General features: G+C 71.6%; 1 protein-coding gene. It reads right to left on the bottom strand.

All coding sequences use genetic code 11. The annotated features are described in order from the left end of the window. Nucleotides 1-23: 23 nt before the first annotated feature. The gene (locus KVT39_RS37685; RefSeq protein ID WP_254640811.1) at nt 24-227 is read right to left on the bottom strand and encodes a flagellar biosynthetic protein FliQ; all 204 of its coding nucleotides are present in this window, start codon (nt 225-227) and stop codon (nt 24-26) included. Nucleotides 228-229: the final 2 nt, after the last annotated feature.

Here is a 229-nt window from a genome sequence, read left to right on the forward strand (position 1 = left end):
CGCCGGGCGTTGTTGCGCGCGGCTCAGCCGGCGCCGAGGGTCGCGACGTGCAGCAGCGCCTGCCGCAGGTAGTCGAGCATCGTCGACAGCATCCACGGGCCGGCGATCACGAGCGCCGCGGCGACCGCGAGCAGCTTCGGGATGAACGACAGCGTCACCTCGTTGATCTGCGTCGCAGCCTGGAACAGGCTCACGACGAGGCCGACCGCCAGCGCGACCAGCAGCAGCG

Origin of the sequence: Burkholderia sp. GbtcB21 (assembly GCF_019091065.1) — a bacterium.
Lineage (GTDB): Bacteria > Pseudomonadota > Gammaproteobacteria > Burkholderiales > Burkholderiaceae > Burkholderia > Burkholderia pyrrocinia_C.